Below are 18,401 nucleotides of genomic sequence, written 5' to 3'. Positions count from 1 at the left end.
GCTAGATCCCGCCGTCCACGTTGATGGTCTCGCCGTTGATGAACGCCGACTGGTCTCCGGCCAGGAAGGTCACCACGGTGGCGATCTCCTCGGGGCGCCCCATCCGGCCGAGCGCGATGAGCCGCCGGTAGCGCTCGCGTACCTCGTCGGGCACGCCCGCCTCCGTCTCGATCGGGCCGGGGGCGACCAGGTTGACCCGGATGCCGCGCTCGCCGAGCTCCTTGGTCAGGGACCTGGTCAGGCCGATGAGCCCGGCTTTGGCGGCCGTGTAGTGGGCGCGCAGCGGGAGGCCGACGGTGGCCACCTTCGAGCCGATGTTGATGATCGAGCCGCCCTCGCCCATCAGCGGCAGCGCCCGCTGGATGACCATCGCCGTGGCGGTCAGCCCGGTGTTCACGACGCGGTGCCACTCGGCCGCGTCCAGCTCGGCGAACGGGACGTGGCTGATCGCGCCGGCGTTGTTGACCACGATGTCGATCCGGCCCCATCGGCGCTCGCACTCGCCGACCAGGGCGTCGATGTCCTCCTGTCTGGTCACGTCGGCGGTCGCGACGTGGTGCTCGCCGCCGATCGCCTGTAGCTCCTTGGCCAGGGTCTCCGCGGGTTCGCCGCCCTGCCTGGTGCAGGTGACGATGCTCGCGCCCGCCCTGGCCAGGTCGAGCACGATGGCCCGGCCGATGCCTCTGGCGCCGCCGGTGACCAGCGCTTTCCTGCCGTTGAGTCGCATGGGCTTCTCCGTTGTCACATCAGGTGGGTCACTTCAGGTGAGTCACACCAGGTGGGTCACATCAGGGTGGCCGCGCCGGCGCCGCTGGCCGCGAGCGCGGTGAGGACGAGGACGGTGCGGATGAGGTTCCAGGAACGCCACCGGGCCCGGGGGTCGCGCGCCGCCCAGTCGGCCGGCGGGTCGCCGGGGTCCAGGGACGTCACGTACTTGTTGATCGGCACGTTCTTGACGACCGAGATGGCCATGACGAGCGCCAGCAGGGCCGCCGCCGTGGTGTACGTGACGCGGGCGCCGGTGGTGGGGGCCAGCACCGCCAGGGCGGCGTTGGCCAGGAAGGTGATGGCGTTGACGATGGGCATGAGCGGGTCGTAGCGCGGCCACAGGAAGCGGATGGTGCGCACGTACCCGTCGTAGGGCATGGCCTTGGTGTACGGCTCGATGCCGATGACGGTCGAGAGCATGACCCCTGCCGCCAGGCCGCCTCCGGCCAGGGACAGCGGCATGAGCAGCGGGATCACCGAACCGTCTGGGCCGCGGCGGCTTCCACGCGGCGCCGGATCAGGTCGAGCTGGACGACGGAGTTGGCGTTGATCCTGGCGGCCATCGCCGTGTCGTCCAGCGGCGCGTCCGGTTTCATGTGGAAGTCCTGCTTCCAGCGCATCAGCACGCCGCCGTCCACTTCGGTGTAGTCCCAGGCGATGCGCATGTACTCGAACCAGCCGGTCTCCACGCGGTGGGCCCGGACGGTCCTGGTACGCGGGTCGGTGGTTCGTTCGGACACCCAGCTCCAGGCGTTGCCTTCGGCGTCGGGGTGCATGGTGAGCCGGAAGCGGACGGTGTGGCCGTTCCGCTCCAGGATCTCGGCCGCGGCGTACTCGTCGAACAGCCGTGGCCAGTTCTGCACGTCGTTGGTCATCGTCCAGACCACCTCCATCGGCGCGGCGATGACGATCTGGTTCTCGGTGTGTACGGCCATGGTCATGTCCTTACGCTCTGACGACGATTGCCGAGTTGAATCCGCCGTAGCCCCTGGCCAGCACCAGTGCCGCGCGCAGCGGCGCCTGCCGGGGGGTGTCGCGGACGAGGTCGAGGCCGAGCCCCTCGACGGGGCTGGTGATGCCGATGGTGGGCGGGATGACCTGGTCGCGCAGGGCCAGCAGCGCGGTGGCCAGGTCGAGCGCGGCGCCGCCCGCGTACAGGCGTCCGGTCATGGTCTTCGGCGCGGTGACCGGCACGGCCAGCGGCCCGAACACCGCGTTGACCGCTTCGGCCTCCTGGCGGTCCAGCTCGGGCAGCCCGGCGGCGTCGGCGAAGATGACGTCGATGTCGCCGGGCTCGGCGCCGGCGTCGGCGAGGGCGGCCTCGATGGCGCGGCGCAGCGCCGGGGACCGGCCGGACCACGGCGGCGGATCGAACGTCGCCGCATGACCGGCTATGAAGCCATATTTAGGCTTTTTGGTGTCGGTGGGCTCGATGGCGAGCATCGCCCCGCCCTCGCCCGGCAGGTAGCCGTCGGCGCGGGCGTCGAAGGGCAGGAACTCACCGGACGGGCTGAGCCTGCGGTTGCTGAGCTGCGCGACCAGCCCGTACGGGCACAACGAGGCGTCGGTGCCGCCGGCCAGCGCCAGCCGCACCCCGTCGCGCAGCAGCCGGCACGAGTGGGCCACCGCGTCCAGCCCGCCGGCCTGCTCGGCGCAGATGACGCCGCACGGGCCGCGCATCTTGTGCCGGATCGCGATCTGGCCGGTGCTGGCCGCGTAGAACCAGGCGATGGACTGGTACGCGCCCACGTGCCGGGGCCCGTTGCGCCACAGCTTCTCGATCTCCCGCTGCCCGAAGTCGGTGCCGCCGGACGAGCTGGCCGTGGTCACCGCCATCTCGTACTCGGGCAGCTCGGCCGGGTCCACGCGGGCGTCGGCGAGCGCCATCTCGGCCGCCGCCAGCGCCATGTGGGTGAAGCGGTCGGTCTCGGCGACGAGCCTGCCCGGCACCCGGCCCTTGGCGACGAACGACGACTCGCCGCCCCTGCTGACCGGATAACCGCCGGCGTCGAAGTGGCTGATCGGCCCCAGCCCGGACCGGCCGTCCAGAACCGCCTGCCAGTAGTCCTCGGTGCGGTCGCCGTTGGGCGCCACCACTCCCATTCCGGTCACCGCGCTCATGGCTCTCCCCGCCCCAGCACCATCGCCGTCTGGAAGCCGCCGAACCCGCTGCCGACGCTGAGGACCGCGTCCACCCGCTGGTCACGGGCGGTCAGCGGCACATAGTCCAGATCGCACTCCGGGTCGGGAGTGTGCAGGTTGGCCGTGGGAGGCACCACCTGGTCACGCATCGCCAGCAGGCAGGCGGCCGCCTCGATGGCGCCGATCGCGCCGAGCGAATGGCCGACCATCGACTTGAGCGAGCTGACCGGCACCTCGTGGGCGCGCGGTCCCAGTGCCCGTTTGAAGGCGGCGGTCTCGTGCCGGTCGTTCTGCTTGGTGCCCGAGCCGTGGGCGTTGACGTAGTCGATGTCCGACGGATCGAGCCTGGCCTCGTCCAGCGCGGCGCGGATCGCCTCGGCCATCTCCCTGCCGTCCGGCTTGAGGCCGGTCATGTGGAAGGCGTTGCTGCGGGAGGCGTATCCGGCGATCTCACCGTAGATCGTCGCGCCGCGGCGGCGTGCCGACTCCAGCTCCTCCAGCACCAGCACGGCCGCGCCCTCCCCCAGCACGAACCCGTCCCGGTGCAGGTCGAACGGGCGCGAGGCGTGCTCGGGGTCGTCGTTGTTGGGCGAGGTGGCCTTGATGGCGTCGAAGCAGGCCGAGGTGATCGGTGAGATGGGCGCGTCGGTCGCGCCGGCCACCACCACGTCGGCCGTGCCCTGCCGGATGAGACGGGCGCCGAGGCCGATGGCGTCCAGCCCCGAGGTGCAGCCGGTCGAGATCAGCCCGACCTGGCCCTCGGCCCCGCAGCTCCACGCCACCTCGGCGGCCAGGGTGCTGGGCGCCATGAAGCCGTACAGGTGCGGCACCCCGTAGCCGTCGTCCACCAGCCACCGTCTGCCGGCGTCGCTCAGGACGACGTACTCCTCCTCCAGGCTCATCGTGCTGCCCACGGCGCTGCCCAGGCTGACGCTCATCCGCTCGGGCGCGACGTCCTGGCCCAGGCCGCTGTCGGCCCACGCCTCCCTGGCCGCGACCACGCCGAGCTGCGCGGCCCGGTCCATCCTGCGGATCTCCTGAGCCGACAGGCCCTGCGCCGCCGGGTCGAAGTCGCACTCGGCGGCCATCCGGGAGCGGAAGCCCGACGGGTCGAAGAAGGTGATGGTGCGCGTCGCCGTGCGACCGGCCGTGAGCATCTCCCAGAACGCCTTGGTGCCCGGGTCACCGGGAGCGACGACGCCGATCCCGGTGACCACGACGCGGGCGGATCGCATCAGCCCTCTCCCGCCCGTTCTTCCGTGTCGACGTGTCCCAGCTCGGGGCGCGGGGCCAGCGGGCACAGGTGGAAGACGATGAGCGCGTCCTCCGTACCGGTGTTCTCGACGCGGTGCCGGGTGCCCTTCGGCACCATGACGCTCTGGTCGGCGAGCATCTTGACGTCCTCGCCGTCCAGCCGGGCGACGATCGTGCCGCGGGCGATGAACATGAACTCGTCGGAGTAGGGGTGGTAGTGCTCGGCAACGAACTCCCCCGGCTTGAGCAGCGTCACGCCCATGAAGCCCGTGGTCGAGCCCACGGTCTTGGGGCTGAGCAGCACCCGCAGGTCGCCGCCGCGTCGCCGGTTCGGCTCGACGTCGTCGATGTGGACGATCTTGAGTCCGCCCTGTGTCTCGGTCACGAACGCTCCCAGGTGTAGAAGGGGATGGCCATGGCGTCCTTCGGCTCGCGCCAGTTGGGGTCGTACGGGCTGACGTGCTCCCCCAGTCGCCGGCTGACGTCCAGGTAGAGCGGGTGCTCGCGAGCCTTGTCCAGGTCGGGCTTGATGTCCTGGTCCGCCTCGACCAGGTGGAAGTACAGGTCGTGGAAACGGAAGAGGGTCCTGCGGGACACGCCGATCAGGTGCGGCAGGTCCGTGGCGTCGGACTCGCCGAAGATGGTCGCGATGGCGTCGGCGTGCGAGGCCTCCATGTGCGCCACGATGAGCGTTCTGTGCACGGTGATCTCCTACTTGGTCGCGATGACGAGGGAGTCCGTGGGACCGAGCGGCTGGACCGAGGTCTGCCGGAAGCCGGCCTCGCGCAGCCACGCCAGGCACTCGCCCTGCGTGTACTCCGCCCCGTCGGTCGTGGTGAGGATCATGTGCAGGCTCACCACGAGGTTGTCGGCGTCGGTCGGCTCGTCCTCGATCATGCGGTCGTAGACGAGCAGCACCCCGCCCGGCGCGAGCGCCTGGTACGCCTTGCCGACCAGCATCCGGCGCTCCTCCTCCGACCAGTCGTGCAGCACGTGCCCCATGATCAGGACGTCGGCCTGCGGCAGCGGATCGTTGAAGAAGTCGCCGGGCACGAAGGAGGCCCGGCCGGACAGCCCGAGCTCGGCCAGGTGCGCGTCGAACCTGGGCTCCATCTGCGGCAGGTCGAACACCATGCCCTTGAGGTGGACGTGCGCCCTGACCAGGTGCGCGACGAGGTTGCCACGGGCGCCGCCGATGTCCGCGACGGAGTCGTGCGCGGTCCAGTCGTAGGACGTGGCCAGCTCGGGGCCGAGGTGGCCGCTGAGCGAGTCCATCATGGTCAGGAAGCGGTCCAGGAACGCGGGATTGTCGACCAGCTCGCGGAAGTCGCCGTCGTTGGCCTGCGGCAGGCCGGTGCGCAGCGTGTCGGTGAGGCGGCCCCACGCGGGGTAGAGCATCTCACCGGAGCGGGACAGGAAGCCGCCGACGTAGGCGGGGGCGCCGCGGACCAGGAAGCGGGTCGCGGCCTGGCTGTTGCCGTACCTGCCGTTCTCGCGCCGGAGCAGGCCGGTGACGACCAGGGTGTCCAGCCACTGCCGGGTGGCGCGCGGGTGCAGGCCGAGGCGCTCGCACACCTCCTCGGCGGTGGCCTCGGCGTCCTGGAGCGCGGTGAACAGGTCCAGCTCGACCGCGGTGAGCACGACCTTGGACATCGCGTACATGCTGCCCAGCCGGAAGATGTCGGCCGGGGTACTGATCGGTGCGTCCGTTGCCATGGGGGCTCCCTTCTGAATGCTGATCGGGTCAGGCCTCGGGCGTCACGGCCTCGATCAGCCGCAGGTCGCCCGCCTCCCCGCGGATGCCGCCGAAGCTGAGGCCGGCACGGTGGAACAGCTCGGCGAAGTCCTTCTCGGTGCGCTCCCTGCCGCCGGCGACCAGGAGCATGTGCAGGTCCATCAGCCGGGTCCGCCGCTCGGCGGGACCGCTGGTGAGGAGCTGCTCGACGACCACCACCCGGGCGCCGGGCGGTGCGGCGCGCCGGCAGTTCTCCAGGACGCGCAGGCACGTCTCGTCGTCCCACATGTGCAGGGTCTGCTTGATCAGATAGACGTCGCCGCCGCCGGGAACGGCGGTCTGGCAGTCGCCGGGGAACGCGCGGAAGCGTTCGGCCAGCGGGCCCTCCCGCAGCGCCGGGTCGACGGTGTCGAGCGCCTGCTCGGTCTCGACGAGCACCCCGGTGACGCCCGGGTGGCGTTCCAGCACCGCGCGCAGCAGGTTGCCCTTGCCGCCCGCCAGCTCGACCACGCACTCTCCGTCCTTGACCGGCAGCGCCTCCGCGACCAGCGGGTCCTCCCGCTTGGCCACGACCGACAGGCCGTGCTGGAACGCGTCGCCGGCCTGCCTGTTCTGGTCGAAGTAGGCGAAGATGTCCTGGCCGTAGTGGGCCTGGAAGGCGGATTCGCCGGTCCTGACCGAGTGGGCGAGCAGTCCCCACAGGATCCAGTTCCAGTCGCCGCCCAGGCGGATGATCCCCGCGGGGCCGTCGGGCGCGTCCGAGCGCAGCGCTCTGGAGGTGGGGGTGTGCTCGTAGCGGTCCCCCACCTCGGCGAAGATGCCGTACGCGGTGAGCAGCCGCATGAAGCGCCCGAGCGTGTCCCGCCGCGCCCCGACGGCCGAGGCGAGTTCCGCCAGGGTGATGGGCTCGTCGCCGACGGCGTCGGCCAGGCCGAGCTGGACCGCCGCCCGCACCACCGCGCTGGCGTGCACCCCGGTGGAGAGCTCGAATACCTCCGCGGCCGCTTTGTCGCGCATGACCGCCATTGCCATGTGATACCTCCGGGTTTTCCGGCGGCCGGGTCCTTGAGACCCGCCGAGTGCCGACGCTGACGGCGAGGGCTGAAGGATCGCTCCAGCGCCGCTTGAGCAGCCGCCCGCGGATCGGCGGGGTGCTGACCGGCGACGGCGAGCACCGCTCAGGTGATGCTCGAGTGGAGCGGGTCAGCATGGGCGTCCCGGCGGGCCGGCTCCGCCCGTCGTACCGATGACAAGGGAGTGACGGATGGATCTGGGGCTCACCGGAAAGAGCGTGCTCATCACGGGCGCCAGCAGCGGCATCGGGCGCGCGACCGCGCGCCTGTTCGCCGCCGAAGGGGCCAGGGTGGCGCTCACCTACCGGTCCAACAAGGACGGCGCGCACAGCGCTGTCGCCGAGATCGAGCAGGCGGGTGGCACCGCGATCGCCACACAGTACGACCTGGGCGACCCGGCCACGATCAGGGCCACGGTGGACAGTGTGATCGACGCCTACGGCGGCGTGGACGTACTGGTCGCCAACGCCTCCCCTTGGTCGGGGCCGCACATCCCGTTCCGCGCCTTCGAGGACGTGCCGGTGGCGGAGTGGCAGAGCCAGCTGCGCGAGGAGCTCGACGGCGCCTTCCACACGGTTCAGGCGGTCCTGCCGTCGATGAAGGCGCGCGGCTGGGGCAGGATGATCTTCATCTCCGCCGCCTCGGTGCGTTCGGGCATTCCCGGGGAGGAGGCGTTCATCGCCAGCAAGGCCGGCCTGAACGCCTTCAGCCGCACCCTGGCGGGCGAGGCGGGCACGAGCGGGGTCCTGAGCGTCGTGGTCTCGCCCGGGGCGACCGCGACCGACACCACCCGGCGGGCCCTTCCCCCGAAGCTGATGAGCCAGGTGGCCGCCTCGGCCGCCACCGGCCGCATCTCGACTCCCGAGGAAGTGGCCCGGACCATCGTGTTCCTGGGCTCGGAGGCCAACGGGAACATCACCGGGACCATCGTCGAGGTCACCGGCGGAACCTGATCCGTCACGCGCCCCGGCGGGCCTGGGCGATCACCTCGTCCAGTCCCGCCGCCAGGGCGGCCGGTGACGGCAGCGCCGCGTTCTCGGCTGCCAGCCTGGCGGCTCCCTCCTGGTAGGAGGGGGCCGCCAGTACCTTTTCCGCCGCCGCGCGGAACGCCCCGGCGTCCGCCTCACGGTAGGACAGCCAGGTGGCCGCGCCTGCGGCGGACATGCGCTCGGCGTACTCGGGCTCGTCGGTGTGCGAAGGCACCACGACCATCGGCACGCCCGCGCTGAGCGCGGTCATCAGCGTGCCCGCGCCGCCCCCGTTGATCACCGCGGCGCAGGTGGGCAGCAGCAGGTTGAGCGGCACCGACTCGGCCACGCGCACGTGCGGTGGCGGCGTGGCCGGCAGCAGCCCGCGCTGGCCGGGCGCGACGGCGGCCACCACCTCGACGGGCAGGCCGCGCAGGCCCTCGATGGCCTGGTTGATCGGGTGCAGGTTGTCGGTGATCTGCGAGAACATGTGCCCCCAGGTGACGCAGACGCGCGGGCGCTCCGGCGCGGGGATCAGCCAGGACGGCAGGCCACCGGAGCCGTTGTACGGGACGTAGCGCAGCCGCGCGCGGTTGACCTCGTCGGGCTCGGTGAGGCTGGGCGGGCAGGGCGTCAGCGTCAGGTCCCCCAGGGGGTCCACGCCGGTGAGGCCGTAGCGGGCGCACAGTTCGTCCAGGTACGGCCGGTCGAAGTCGCGGCGCGAGTAGTTGGTGTCGATGCCCCACGTGTGGCGGATGGCCGGAACGCCCACGCTGTGGGCGGCGATAAGCCCGGCGTACCCTCGGGCCTCGAAGACGACGGCGTCGGGACGCCAGGCTCGGGCGAGGTCGATGAGGTCGCCGGCCGCGGCGGCCGCGATGCCGGTGAACATCGCCATCGACCGCTCCATGCGCATGCGCAGGTGGTCGTCGTCGCCGGTGCCCGCCTCGGGCTCCAGCGCGACGCCCTGCCAGAACGTACGCAGGTCGACGTCATGGCCGACGGCGACCGCCGGCAGGCCGGTGGCCCCGACCGTGGCGGTGAAGCCCGGCTCGCAGGCCACCCGCACGTCGTGGCCCGCGCAGCGCAGCGCCCAGGCGAACGGCACGACCGGGTAGAAGTGGGCCGCTGTTCCGATGGTGGAGATGAGGATCCGCATGCGCGCAGGCTGCGCCCGGACGCTGGAGACTCGGTTGACCCGCGCTGGGGTGTCAGGCGACGGCGATGCGCTCCAGCCACGGGACGACGGCGGCGGGGGCGGGCCGGTCGGCGATCTCCTGGCGCAGGCAGGCCGCGGCCTGCCTGGCCCGCTCGTCGTGGAGCAGCCGCAGCGCGCGCTCCCGCAGCTCGGCAGGGCCGGCCTCGTCAAAGGGCAGCAGGTCGGCGGCCCCGGCGCGGACCAGCCGGGTGGCGTGCGCCTGATGGTCGGGCAGCTGCGGCACCAGGAGCTGCGGCAGGCCGGCGGCCAGGCCGGTCAGCGAGGTGCCGGCGCCGCCGTGCGCCACCAGCAGGTCGCAGGAGGGCAGCAGGGCGTGCAGCGGCGCGCCCTCGACGACCCGCACGCCCTCCGGCACGGGGCCGAGGAGCCGGCGCTGCGCGGCGGTCACGGCGACGACCACATCGACCTCCGGCGAGGCCAGCGCCCTGACGACCTCCCCGGCCAGGAAGCGGCGGGAGTCGACGCGGGCCATGGTCGTGCCCCACGTCACGCAGACGCGCGGCCGGTCCGAGGGGCCGAGGCGGGGGGCCTGGCCGGGCCCGTTGTACGGGACGTACCTGATGGGCGCCGGCCGGTAGTCCACCTCCACCTGCACACTGGCGGGGAAGGGGTCGATCGTGGCCGCCCCCAGGGGTTCCAGGTCGTCCAGCCCGTGTCGCTCCCCCATCGGCGCCAGCAGCTCCGGCAGGAACCGGCGGGCGCGGTGGACGAGGTCGGCGCCGTACAGGTGGCGCACGGCGGGCACCCCGGCCACGGCCGCCGCGATCGAGGCGGCCCAGGCCGTCGGGTCGTGGACGATCAGCGCCGGCCGCCATTCCCGGGTCAGCCGCACCAGGTCGTCCACCATGGCCTCCGCGTTGGCCTGGAACATGCGCAGCGCGCGGGGGGCGCCCCCGTTCGCCGAGGCCGCCGCCTCCGGGGTGCCGAAGCGGCGGGTCGGCAGCGCGTAGCCGCGGACCATGTCCACCGAGTCCACGTCGGACCCGACCCGCACGCACGGCAGGCCGGTCCGTTCCGCGGCGGCCATCAGGGACGGCTGGCAGGCCACCAGCACGTCGTGCCCGGCCGCGCGCATCGCCCAGGCCAGGGGCACCATGGCGTACAGGTGGGACGGCCACGCCCAGGCCGTGACGAGCATCCGCATCGCTCTACCAGCTCTCAGCTCAGCGCCGCGTCGGCGATCAGGTCGACCTGTCCGGGGTCCGCCGCGCACGGCAGCAGGATCAGCTCGTCGCAGCCGGCCTCGGCGTAGCCGCGGGCGAGCTCGCGCAGTCGTCCGGGCTCCGTGGTCACGCCGGAGACCACCAGCGCCGCCTTGTCGCCGATGAAGGCGTAGTAGGAGCGCAGGTAGCGCTCGGCGTGCTCGCGCCCGCCGGGGCCGAGCGCGACGTAGGACAGCGCCAGCAGCCTGGGAGCCTGCGCCCGCCCCTGCCGCCGCCACTCGGCGCGCACCCGGGCGGCCAGGTCGGCGTAGCGGGAGACCGAGCTGCCGCCGCCGATCCAGCCGTCGCCGACCCGCGCCGAGCGGCGCATGGCCACCTGCGAGTGGCCGCCGATCAGCAAGGACGGCGCGTGCCTCGGGCGCAGGCCCGGGCTCGCCTCGGACCAGGCGGCGCGCAGCTCACGGACCACGGTGTCGAGCCGCTTGCCCCGGCCGGCGAACGGCGTCCCGGTCGCGGTGAAGTCGTCCTCGCGGTCGCCCGAGGCCAGGCCCACCACCAGCCGTCCGCCGGCCAGGTGATCGAGCGTGGCCAGTTGCTTGGCCAGCAGCGTGCTGTCGCGGCAGGCGGCGATGAGGATGGTGGTGGCCAGCTTGATCCGCTCGGTGACGGCGGCGGCCGCCGTCAGGGCGAGCAGCGGCTCGTAGTTGGGGTACACGATGCGGTCGAGCGCGCCGAGAGTGCTGAAGCCGAGCCGGTCGGCCCGGCGGGCCCACTCGATGAGCCTCTCGCCGGTCAGGTCCGGCACGGTCGTGGGCAGGGCGAGTCCGATGTCCATGGTCACGTGCCCCTCAGCCGCGATCGAGGATCCGGGCGACCACCGACCGCAACGCGGCCTCGGCATCGCGCCCGGCATCGCGCCCGGCATCGGACTTGGCAACGGTGGGCAGGGCGGGCGCGCGCCAGGCGACGAACCCGTCGGGGCGGACGAGCACCGCGCCCGACGCGCTCACGCCGTACGCCCGCGGCCAGCCGCCCTCGGGGTCGGCCAGCTCGGGCCCGCCGATCATCCGGACGTCCACCCCGGCGCGGGCCGCCGCCGGATGCCAGCCGCCGCCCTCGGGGCCGGTGAGCAGCACCGCGCCCCCGCCGAACAGGTCCAGCGTGGACAACGGCACGCCGTCGCGGACGATCACGTAGTGCGGGGCCCGGGTGCCCGGCGCGCCCAGCAGGTCGGGGTCCAGCGCGGGCGGGCCGCCGGTCTCCTCGGGGAGCACGGCCGCGGAGTCGTACCGGTAGCCCAGGATGATCGCGGCGTAGCTGACGGGCTTCTCGTCGCCGTCGGCGGTGCTGGTGCGGTCGCGCATGGTCTTCATGGCGTAGTCGATGGTGTGCCCGGCGACGGCGCGGCGCTCCTGCTCGTAGGTGTCGAGCAGGGCGGGACCCGCGTCGCCCGACAGGACGGCGGCCAGCTTCCAGGCCAGGTTGTGGGCGTCCTGCACGCCGGTGGCCGCGCCGAGCGCGCCGGTCGGCGGCATGGCGTGCGCGGCGTCGCCGGCCAGGAACACCCGCCCCTGGCGGTAGCGCTCGGCGAGCTGGGCGGCGACCTCGTAGCCGAGCACCTTGGCGCCGGTCCGCTCGATCTGCACCTCGATGTTGTCCACGCGCAGATCGGGCACGCCCACGGCGGCGCGGATGACCCCCACGCACCAGTCGTCGTCGAAGTCCTCGGCGGAGTTGGTGGCCGGGTCGTAGGGGGTGACGAACACCCAGCGCGAGCCGTCCAGCGGCATCATCCGGGTGCCCGGCTCGGGCTGGTCGAAGTAGCCCAGGCCGAGGTCCCTGCCGCGCAGCGGGCCGCTGAGGTCGGCCTTGAAGACGAGGCTGACGATGTTCTGCAGCACGCCGGGGCCGGTGACGCCGATGCCGAGCCGCCGCCGCACGGAGCTGCGGCTGCCGTCGGCGGCGATGAGGTAGCGGGCGCGGATCCGGCGCTCCCGGCCGGTGTCGGGGTCGCGCAGGGTCGCCGTCACCCCGTCGCCGTCCTCCTCGAACGACGCCAATTCGGTGGAGTACCGCACGTCGGCGCCCAGCTTCACGGCGTGGTCGGCGACGATCTCCTCCAGCCGGTTCTGGTCGATGGAGCACCAGTCGCAGGGGGTGGCCTCGCTGAGCCCGGGCGCCTCGTTGCGCATCGGGGTGGAGAACAGCTCGGCGTCGTCGAGCGTCCTGGCCCTGATGACCGTCTTGGTGCTCAGGTCGGAGGTCAGGGACTGGGCGGCGACGATCGTCTCCTCCAAACCGACCGACCGGTAGATCTCGACGGTGCGTGGATTGATCACCCGCGCCCTGGGGTGGCGCAGCGTGCTGGGCTTGCGCTCGACGAGCGTCACCCGGACTCCGGCCCGGGCCAGGAACAGAGCCGCGGACAAGCCGACCACGGCCCCGCCGGCGATCAGCACCTCGGTGTCTTCGTGTGGCATGGCTGGCCTCATCCCTTCGGTCATCGGCACGGGAACCCGCGGTACCAGGGAGCAGAACGGGCGTCGCGCGGCGCTGGACGCCCGGTCGAGTTCCGCTCCAGCCACGTTCGCCCCAGGTCCAGCGCGGCTCGAACCGGACCTTCCAGGATGGCCCCCGCGGCGATCAGATCCGAGAGAGCGGAGCATGCCATGCGACTGGGGATCAACGTCCCGCTGAACGACGCCGATCTCGCCGTGGAGGCGGAGCGGCACGGGTTCGAGGTGGCGTTCGTGCCGGAGGGGTTCCGTTCGGACGCGGCCAGCGCGCTGGGGTACCTCGCGGCCAGGACCACGCGGATCCACGTGGCCGCCGGGGTGTTCCAGATTCCCGCGCGGACCGCGGCCATGACCGTGATGACGGCCGCCACGCTGGACGGCCTGTCCGGCGGCCGGTTCCGGCTCGGGCTGGGCGTCTCCAACGCGTTCATCACCGAGGGCTGGCACGGCCTGCCGTTCGGCCGCCCGCTGGCCAGGACGCGCGAGTACGTCTCGGTGGTACGGGCCGCGCTGGCCGGCCGCCAGGTCGACCACCAGGGCGAGCACCTGCGGGTGCCGCTGCCCGGCGGGCGGGGCACCGGCTTCCGCCTGCACGCTCCGCTGGTCAGCCCGCGCATCCCGATCTACCTCGCCGCCGTCGGCGAGCGCGGGCTGGAGCTGGCCGGGGAGATCTCCGACGGCTGGTTCGGGGTCTTCAGCTCGCCCGAGCGGGTGACCGAGGTGATCGGGCACCTGGAGTCGGGACGGCGGCGGGGCGACCTGGCCGGCGAGCCGTTCGAGGTCATCCCCTCGGTGTCGATCGCCGTGGACGAGGACCTGGAGGCCGCCGCCCTGCCCGTCAGGCACCACGTGGCGCGTTTCGTCAGCCTCGGGCACCGCGCCGACAACTTCTACTTCCGCCTGCTGGAGCGGCTCGGCCACGGCGAGGCCGCGGTGGAGATCCAGGACCGGGCCCAGTCGGGTGACACCGCGGGCGCGGTGGCGGCGGTGCCGTTCGAGTTCGTCGACAGCGTTTCGCTGCTCGGGCCGCCGGACCGGGTGGCGGAGCGGATGGCCGCGTACGCGCGGGCCGGCGTCACCACGCTCGCCCTGTCACCCGTCGGCTCCGACCCGGCGGCGCGGCGCGCATCTGTCCAGGTCGCGGCGGAAGCGATCGGCCTGGTCGGTTCAGGCAGATGACGTTCCGGCGGATGACGTTCCGGCGGACGACGTTCCGGCGGACGACGTTCCGGCGGACGACGTTCCGGCGGACGACGTTCCGGCGGACGACGTTCCGGCGGACGACGTTCCGGCGGACGAATCGGGAGAAACGGTCAGAACAGTGGGAGGAAGCATGTCAGACAAGGTAGGCAGGCGTCCCGGGATGGCCCGGCGCGTGGCGCTGGTGGCGGCAGCGGCGACCCTGACGCTCGGCTCGGTGGCCGGCCTGGCCGGCTCGGCCAGCGGTGACACCGAGCAGTTACGCTCTCCCATCGGCACGTGGGCCGTGGAGATCAAGTTCGCGTCCAGCACCAAGAAGGAGCGCGCCCTGTTCGCGCTGCGGGCCGACGGCAGCTTCACCTTGGCCGACGGCAAGCGCGTCGGGCTCGGCACCTGGCGGCCCACCGCCACCGGCTTCCGGTACGTCTTCAGGCACTACAACCTCAACGCCGACGGCGCCTTCGACTGGGAGCTGCGCGGCGTCCAGGACGGGCAGGTGACCTCGGCCGACACCTTCACCTCGTCGGGCACCGGCACGTCGGTGGACGCCGACGGCAACGTCCAAGGCGTCTTCCAGACCCAGGTCGAGGGCAAGCGCTACAGCGTCCAGGCACCGTGACAGCAGCGGGGGCGGCGCCGCGTGATCGCGCGGCGCCGCCCCTGCCGTGTTCCCTACCGGCCTGCCGTGTTCCCTACCGGCCTGCCGTGTCCGCTACCAGGTGACCGGCAGCCGCTCGGGCCGGCCGAACGCCGTCCCGGTGCGCCACTCCAGCTCCTCCTCCGGCACCGCCAGCTCCAGAGCGGGGAACCGGTCCAGCACCGTCTCCAGCACGATCCGCAGCTCGATCCGGCTGAGCTGCGCGCCCAGGCAGTAGTGGACGCCGTGGCCGAAGGTGATGTGGTGGTTCTGCTCGCGCGCCGGGTCGTACCCGTCGGGGTCGGAGAAGACCCCGGGGTCCCGGTTGGCGGCCGTCGTGGACGGCAGCACTGCGTCGCCCGCCTTGACGAGGGTGCCGCCCAGCTCGACGTCCTCGGTGGCGATGCGCAGCGCGCCCACCCCGCCGCCGGCCTGCGACAGCCGCAGGAGCTCCTCGGCCGCGGACGCCAGCAGCTCGGGCTTGTCGCGCAGCGTCCGCATCCGCTCGGGGCTGCGCAGCAACCGCAGCATCACGTGTGTCATCCCGGCGGTGGTGGCGTGGTAACCGGCGCCGAGCAGCGTGAACGCGAACGCCACCAGCTCCTCCTCCGACAGCCGGTCGCCCTCGTCCCTGGCGTTGATCAGCACCATGAGCAGGTCGTCGGACGGCTGGGTGCGCTTGGCGGCGATGAGCTCGGCCAGGTAGCCGTTGAGCCGGTCGCGGGCCTCGATGACCTCCTCGCGACGGCCGGAGTCGAAGCTGAGCATGAGGTCGGTCCACGTGCGGAACTGGTCGACCTCCGCGTACGGCACGCCGAGCATCTCGCAGATGACCATGATGGGCAGCGGCTGGGTGAGGCCGGCCACGAGGTCGGCGGGCGGGCCGGTCTGTTCCATCGCCGTCGCCAGCCCACGGGCGATCTCCTCCACGCGCGGGCGCAGTGCCTCCATGCGCCGCACGGAGAACGCGTACGACACCAGGCGGCGCAGCCTGGTGTGCTCCGGCGGGTCCATCACGATGATGGACTTGGCCCCCCGGGCGATCGGGAACCCCTTGGGCGCGCCGGGCGCGGTGATCGCCTCCCGGCTGAAGCGCGGGTCGGCGAGCACAGTGCGGACGTCCTCGTACCTCGTCACCAGCCAGGCCGGGTCGCCGGACGGGAGGGTGACGCGGGCGGCGGAGCCGTTCTCGCGCATCCGCACGTACTTCTCGGCCGGCTCCAGCGGGTCGGCGGCGGTGAACGGGAAGCTCGGGGGTGGTGCTTCTGCGGTCATACTTGCCTCCTTGTACGGCTACGGCACGCGGTGGGCCTCACCGGTTCGCCGTCTCGGGCCACTCGTCGTCCGGTTCGGGGCCGTCGTCCCAGGGGCTGGGCTGGTAGAAGATCAGGGACGGATACTCCGCCCAGACGCGGACGTAGGCCCGCAGCCATTCGCCTAACGGCAACCTCATGGTGCCGACCGTGACCGCGCGATCTGTGGTCTCGCTGGAGCCCCGCTGGAGCACGGACCGCACGGCGGGTCGAGCCGCCGTCCAACGTCCATCAAGCGCGTCGTACGACATTTCCCGCTATAGACAGCTCTCAGGTAAGACAAGGGGTGAAGATGCGGGAAATCACCATCGACACACTGGTGCGGCTGCTCCGCGAAAGCGCCGGCGAGGACGAGTCGGTCCAGCTGGACGGCGACATCCTCGACACGACCTTCGAAGCACTCGGCTACGACTCGCTGGCCCTGTTCAACACGGTCAGCGCGATCGAGCGGGAGTACTCACTCGAGATCTCGGAGGAGGAGGTCGGCGGCGCCAAGACGCCCGCGGACCTGCTCAAGACGGTCAACCGGGCCCTGGCGGGCACGTCCTGAGGAGCGCGCATGTGCGGAATCGCCGGCTGGGTGGACTTCTCGCGTGACCTGACCCGCCACACGGCGACGGCCAGGGCGATGACGGCCACGATGAGTCGCAGAGGCCCCGACGACGAGGGCCTGTGGCAGGACCGGCACGTCCTGCTCGGGCACCGCCGCCTGTCGGTCATCGACCTGGCCGGCGGCCACCAGCCCATGTCGGCCGAAGAGGACGGCAGGACGCTGGCCGCGGTGACCTTCTGCGGGGAGATCTACAACTTCAGGGAGTTGCGTGCCGAGCTGCTCTCGTACGGCCACCGGTTCCGCACCAACAGCGACACCGAGGTGGTGCTCCACGCCTACCTGCGGTGGGGCACCGACTTCGCCCAGCGACTGAACGGCATGTTCGCGCTGGCCGTCTGGGACGTCCGCACACAGGAACTGGTGCTGCTGCGCGACCGGCTGGGCGTCAAGCCCCTCTTCTACCATCCGACCCGCGCCGGGGTGCTGTTCGGCTCGGAGCCCAAGGCCCTGCTCGCGCACCCGGAGGTGCGGCGCCGCGTCGGGCTGGACGGCCTGCGCGAGGTCCTCGACATGGTCAAGACCCCCGAGCGGGCGGTCCTGTCCGGCATGCACGAGGTCCGCCCCGGCCACCTGGTACGGCTGCGCAGGAGCGGCCTGACCAAGCACCGCTACTGGTCGATCGAGGCCCGCGAGCACACCGACGACCTGGACACCACGGTCGCCACGGTGCGCGAGCTGCTGGAGGACATCGTCGGCCGGCAGCTCATCGCCGACGTGCCCGTGTGCACGCTGCTGTCGGGCGGCCTCGACTCGTCCGCGCTGACGGCGCTGACCGCCGACCGGCTGGCGGCCGCCGGGAAGGGCCCCGTGCGGTCGTTCTCGGTCGCCTTCTCCGGCGCGGAGGACATCTTCCAGGCGGACGCGGTGCGCGGCGCGCCCGACGCCCCGTTCGCCCGCGCGCTGGCGGCGCACGTGGGAGCCGAGCACCGCGAAGTGCGGCTGAACAGCGACGAGCTGGTGGCCGAGTCGGTGCGCTCGGCGGTGCTGCGGGCCAACGACCAGCCGCCCGCGTTCTGGGGCGACATGTGGCCGTCGCTGTATCTGCTCTGCCGCGCGGTGCGCGAACGCTCCACGGTGGCGCTGTCCGGTGAGGGCGCCGACGAGCTGTTCGGCGGCTACCGCTGGTTCTTCAACCAGGCGGCCGTGCACGCCGGCACCTTCCCCTGGCTGACGCCGGGCTCGGCACGCTACTTCGGCGGGCTGTCGCTGCTGGCCGAGGAGCTGAAGGAGAAGCTCGACATCCAGCAGCACCGGCTGGCCCGCTACCACGAGGCGCTGGCCGAGGTGCCCGTGCTGCCGGGCGAGGATCGGCTCGAACGGCGCATGCGCGAGGTGACCTACCTCAACCTCACCCGGTTCCTGCAGACGCTCCTCGACCGCAAGGACCGCATGAGCATGGCCAACGGCCTGGAGGTGCGGGTGCCCTTCCTGGACCACCGCCTGGTCGAGTACGTCTTCAACGTCCCGTGGGCGATGAAGGTGTTCGACGGCAGGGAGAAGAGCCTGCTGCGGGCCGCCGTCGGCGACCTGCTGCCCGAGGCCGTACGGGACCGGGTGAAGACGCCGTACCCGGCCACGCAGGACCCCGCGTACGAGCAGGCCCTGCGTGACGAGCTCGGCGAGCTGACCGGCGGCGGCGAGCGCGCGGTGCCGGGGCTGCTCGACCCGGAGCGCGTCAGGAAGGCGGTCCAGCGCCCGGCCGGCCACGTCAGCCGGCCGTACGACCGCGGCAGCCTGGAGATGGCGCTCTGGCTGACCAGGTGGTTCACCGAATACGACGTCACCCTCGACTACTGAGAG

General features: G+C 72.5%; 22 protein-coding genes. 7 read left to right on the top strand and 15 right to left on the bottom strand.

Annotation, left to right across the window (positions count from 1 at the left end; all coding sequences use genetic code 11):
* Position 1: 1 nt before the first annotated feature.
* The 9 genes from AB0I38_RS17705 to AB0I38_RS17665 are packed head-to-tail and all read right to left on the bottom strand — an operon-like array spanning position 2 to position 6,916.
* Positions 2 to 727 (bottom strand): SDR family NAD(P)-dependent oxidoreductase, encoded by a 726-nt coding sequence (locus tag AB0I38_RS17705; protein WP_358468439.1) that lies wholly within the window; start codon positions 725 to 727, stop codon positions 2 to 4.
* A 56-nt stretch (positions 728 to 783) separates the two neighbouring features.
* Entirely contained in the window at positions 784 to 1,245 is a 462-nt protein-coding gene (locus tag AB0I38_RS17700) for a DUF1772 domain-containing protein (RefSeq protein ID WP_358468436.1), read from the bottom strand.
* Positions 1,242 to 1,703, bottom strand: a complete 462-nt coding sequence (locus AB0I38_RS17695) for an SRPBCC family protein (protein ID WP_358468433.1) — start codon at positions 1,701 to 1,703, stop codon at positions 1,242 to 1,244. The genes AB0I38_RS17700 and AB0I38_RS17695 overlap by 4 nt, the downstream gene beginning before the upstream one ends.
* 10 nt (positions 1,704 to 1,713) lie before the next feature.
* Positions 1,714 to 2,889, bottom strand: coding sequence for a ketosynthase chain-length factor (locus tag AB0I38_RS17690; RefSeq protein ID WP_358468430.1), 1,176 nt, complete (start codon positions 2,887 to 2,889; stop codon positions 1,714 to 1,716).
* On the bottom strand, positions 2,886 to 4,145 hold the full coding sequence (locus AB0I38_RS17685) for a beta-ketoacyl-[acyl-carrier-protein] synthase family protein (RefSeq protein WP_358468427.1): 1,260 nt from the start codon (positions 4,143 to 4,145) through the stop codon (positions 2,886 to 2,888). Before AB0I38_RS17685 ends, AB0I38_RS17690 begins: the two co-directional genes overlap by 4 nt.
* Positions 4,145 to 4,549 carry a cupin domain-containing protein gene (locus AB0I38_RS17680; RefSeq protein WP_358468424.1) on the bottom strand — a complete coding sequence of 135 codons (405 nt, stop codon included), beginning with the start codon at positions 4,547 to 4,549 and terminating at the stop codon, positions 4,145 to 4,147. The genes AB0I38_RS17685 and AB0I38_RS17680 overlap by 1 nt, the downstream gene beginning before the upstream one ends.
* Positions 4,546 to 4,866 (bottom strand): TcmI family type II polyketide cyclase, encoded by a 321-nt coding sequence (locus tag AB0I38_RS17675; protein ID WP_358468421.1) that lies wholly within the window; start codon positions 4,864 to 4,866, stop codon positions 4,546 to 4,548. The genes AB0I38_RS17680 and AB0I38_RS17675 overlap by 4 nt, the downstream gene beginning before the upstream one ends.
* Positions 4,867 to 4,875: 9 nt before the next feature.
* Positions 4,876 to 5,880 carry a methyltransferase gene (locus AB0I38_RS17670; RefSeq protein WP_358468418.1) on the bottom strand — a complete coding sequence of 335 codons (1,005 nt, stop codon included), beginning with the start codon at positions 5,878 to 5,880 and terminating at the stop codon, positions 4,876 to 4,878.
* A gap of 28 nt (positions 5,881 to 5,908) precedes the next feature.
* Positions 5,909 to 6,916, bottom strand: a complete 1,008-nt coding sequence (locus AB0I38_RS17665; RefSeq protein WP_358468415.1) for a methyltransferase — start codon at positions 6,914 to 6,916, stop codon at positions 5,909 to 5,911.
* Positions 6,917 to 7,023: 107 nt separating this feature from the next.
* On the opposite strand from AB0I38_RS17665, the gene AB0I38_RS17660 reads away from it, so the two are divergent.
* Together AB0I38_RS17660 and AB0I38_RS17655 are read left to right on the top strand one after the other, a co-directional pair.
* Positions 7,024 to 7,149, top strand: coding sequence for a hypothetical protein (locus AB0I38_RS17660; protein WP_358468412.1), 126 nt, complete (start codon positions 7,024 to 7,026; stop codon positions 7,147 to 7,149).
* 14 nt (positions 7,150 to 7,163) lie between these two features.
* Positions 7,164 to 7,925 (top strand): SDR family NAD(P)-dependent oxidoreductase, encoded by a 762-nt coding sequence (locus AB0I38_RS17655; RefSeq protein ID WP_358468409.1) that lies wholly within the window; start codon positions 7,164 to 7,166, stop codon positions 7,923 to 7,925.
* Between the two features lie 4 nt (positions 7,926 to 7,929).
* Here the strand turns inward: AB0I38_RS17655 and AB0I38_RS17650 are convergent, their stop codons facing one another.
* From AB0I38_RS17650 to AB0I38_RS17635, 4 genes are read right to left on the bottom strand one after another with little or no spacing between them, the layout of a single operon-like run.
* Positions 7,930 to 9,099, bottom strand: a complete 1,170-nt coding sequence (locus AB0I38_RS17650) for a nucleotide disphospho-sugar-binding domain-containing protein (RefSeq protein WP_358468406.1) — start codon at positions 9,097 to 9,099, stop codon at positions 7,930 to 7,932.
* Positions 9,100 to 9,151: 52 nt separating this feature from the next.
* A complete protein-coding gene (locus AB0I38_RS17645; RefSeq protein WP_358468403.1) occupies positions 9,152 to 10,303 on the bottom strand; it encodes a nucleotide disphospho-sugar-binding domain-containing protein in 1,152 nt (383 codons plus the stop codon).
* Positions 10,304 to 10,317: 14 nt separating this feature from the next.
* The gene (locus AB0I38_RS17640; RefSeq protein WP_358468400.1) at positions 10,318 to 11,157 is read right to left on the bottom strand and encodes an LLM class flavin-dependent oxidoreductase; all 840 of its coding nucleotides are present in this window, start codon (positions 11,155 to 11,157) and stop codon (positions 10,318 to 10,320) included.
* Positions 11,158 to 11,170: 13 nt separating this feature from the next.
* Positions 11,171 to 12,802: an FAD-dependent monooxygenase gene (locus tag AB0I38_RS17635; protein WP_358468397.1), complete on the bottom strand. Its 1,632-nt coding sequence runs from the start codon at positions 12,800 to 12,802 to the stop codon at positions 11,171 to 11,173.
* Positions 12,803 to 12,991: 189 nt separating this feature from the next.
* On the opposite strand from AB0I38_RS17635, the gene AB0I38_RS17630 reads away from it, so the two are divergent.
* From AB0I38_RS17630 to AB0I38_RS17620, 3 genes are read left to right on the top strand one after another with little or no spacing between them, the layout of a single operon-like run.
* On the top strand, positions 12,992 to 14,017 hold the full coding sequence (locus AB0I38_RS17630; RefSeq protein WP_358468394.1) for an LLM class flavin-dependent oxidoreductase: 1,026 nt from the start codon (positions 12,992 to 12,994) through the stop codon (positions 14,015 to 14,017).
* On the top strand, positions 14,014 to 14,187 hold the full coding sequence (locus AB0I38_RS17625; RefSeq protein ID WP_358468391.1) for a pentapeptide repeat-containing protein: 174 nt from the start codon (positions 14,014 to 14,016) through the stop codon (positions 14,185 to 14,187). Before AB0I38_RS17630 ends, AB0I38_RS17625 begins: the two co-directional genes overlap by 4 nt.
* Positions 14,172 to 14,657, top strand: a complete 486-nt coding sequence (locus AB0I38_RS17620; protein WP_358468388.1) for a hypothetical protein — start codon at positions 14,172 to 14,174, stop codon at positions 14,655 to 14,657. The genes AB0I38_RS17625 and AB0I38_RS17620 overlap by 16 nt, the downstream gene beginning before the upstream one ends.
* Before the next feature lie 93 nt (positions 14,658 to 14,750).
* On the opposite strand, the gene AB0I38_RS17615 is transcribed toward AB0I38_RS17620, so the two are convergent.
* Both AB0I38_RS17615 and AB0I38_RS17610 read right to left on the bottom strand, forming a co-directional pair.
* Positions 14,751 to 15,950 carry a cytochrome P450 gene (locus AB0I38_RS17615; protein WP_358468385.1) on the bottom strand — a complete coding sequence of 400 codons (1,200 nt, stop codon included), beginning with the start codon at positions 15,948 to 15,950 and terminating at the stop codon, positions 14,751 to 14,753.
* A gap of 37 nt (positions 15,951 to 15,987) precedes the next feature.
* Positions 15,988 to 16,128 carry a hypothetical protein gene (locus tag AB0I38_RS17610; RefSeq protein ID WP_189129194.1) on the bottom strand — a complete coding sequence of 47 codons (141 nt, stop codon included), beginning with the start codon at positions 16,126 to 16,128 and terminating at the stop codon, positions 15,988 to 15,990.
* A 152-nt stretch (positions 16,129 to 16,280) separates the two neighbouring features.
* Between AB0I38_RS17610 and AB0I38_RS17605 the strand changes: the two genes are divergently transcribed.
* Positions 16,281 to 16,538 carry an acyl carrier protein gene (locus AB0I38_RS17605; RefSeq protein ID WP_358468382.1) on the top strand — a complete coding sequence of 86 codons (258 nt, stop codon included), beginning with the start codon at positions 16,281 to 16,283 and terminating at the stop codon, positions 16,536 to 16,538.
* A gap of 9 nt (positions 16,539 to 16,547) precedes the next feature.
* A complete protein-coding gene (gene asnB / locus AB0I38_RS17600; protein WP_358468379.1) occupies positions 16,548 to 18,398 on the top strand; it encodes an asparagine synthase (glutamine-hydrolyzing) in 1,851 nt (616 codons plus the stop codon).
* Positions 18,399 to 18,401 lie beyond the last annotated feature (3 nt).

Source organism: Nonomuraea cavernae (assembly GCF_040655715.1).
Taxonomy (GTDB): domain Bacteria; phylum Actinomycetota; class Actinomycetes; order Streptosporangiales; family Streptosporangiaceae; genus Nonomuraea; species Nonomuraea cavernae_A.
Note: the sequence above shows the minus strand (reverse complement) of the source record. Positions and strands in the feature narration are given on the sequence as shown.